Here is a 747-nt window from a genome sequence, read left to right as displayed (position 1 = left end):
GGGCGGTTTGCGGGCCACGAGCCGTTCGACGATGCCGAGTTTGTAGCGTTCCTGCCGTTCGATCGTGAAGCCTTCGGTTTGCGCCTGTAGCAGGGGACGTCGGCGTAGGTGTTCGCCGCCAATCCGAATAGTGATCGTTTCGAGTAGTCGCTGGGCTGCTCGTACATGCCACGGCGAGCCGGCCACATGGTCCAGGAGCAGCAGCCGGCCGCCGGGACGCAGCACCCGCTTCATCTCGGCGAGGGCCCGGTGGACGTCGGGGACGGCGCACAGGGACAGGGTGCATACCACGGTGTCGAAGGAGGCGTCGGGCAGGTCCAATGCCTGGGCGTCGCCGAGGTGGAGGTCGACGGTACGGCCGAGGTCCTGCGCTCGCTGCCGGGCGATGTCCAGCATCGCCGGGCTGAGGTCGATTCCTGTGAGCGTGACGGTGTCTGGATAGTAGGCGAGGTTGCGGCCGGTGCCGATCGCGACCTCGAGCACGTTGCCGGTGGCCTGTGTGCAGACCCAGGCACGGCCGTCGCCGAAGAGGACTCGCTCGAAGAAGGCCATTTCCCGGTCGTAGGTGTGTGCGTGCCTGTCCCAGTAGCGGTGCAGGCGTTCGGTATTGCCAGGGTGCGGTGTTTCCGGCATTCGATCACGTCCTTTGCCCGGCGGGGGACGGTTACTGGGTGGGAACGTCGAACGTACGGAGTCACGGACCGCGACAGGGCGCGTGCGGCGATTTTACCGGTGGACCATACGGGA

The 747-nt window shown here is 66.4% G+C and carries 1 protein-coding gene; it reads right to left on the bottom strand.

Annotated elements, in window-relative coordinates:
* A partial coding sequence (locus U9980_RS12910; protein WP_322768125.1) for a class I SAM-dependent methyltransferase occupies positions 1-633 on the bottom strand: 633 nt, incomplete at its 3' end.
* Positions 634-747 lie beyond the last annotated feature (114 nt).

Origin of the sequence: Protofrankia sp. Cr1 (assembly GCF_963555865.1) — a bacterium.
Classification (GTDB): domain Bacteria; phylum Actinomycetota; class Actinomycetes; order Frankiales; family Frankiaceae; genus Protofrankia.
The sequence above is the reverse complement of the archived record's forward strand: the minus strand, read 5'-3'. Positions and strand labels throughout refer to the sequence as shown.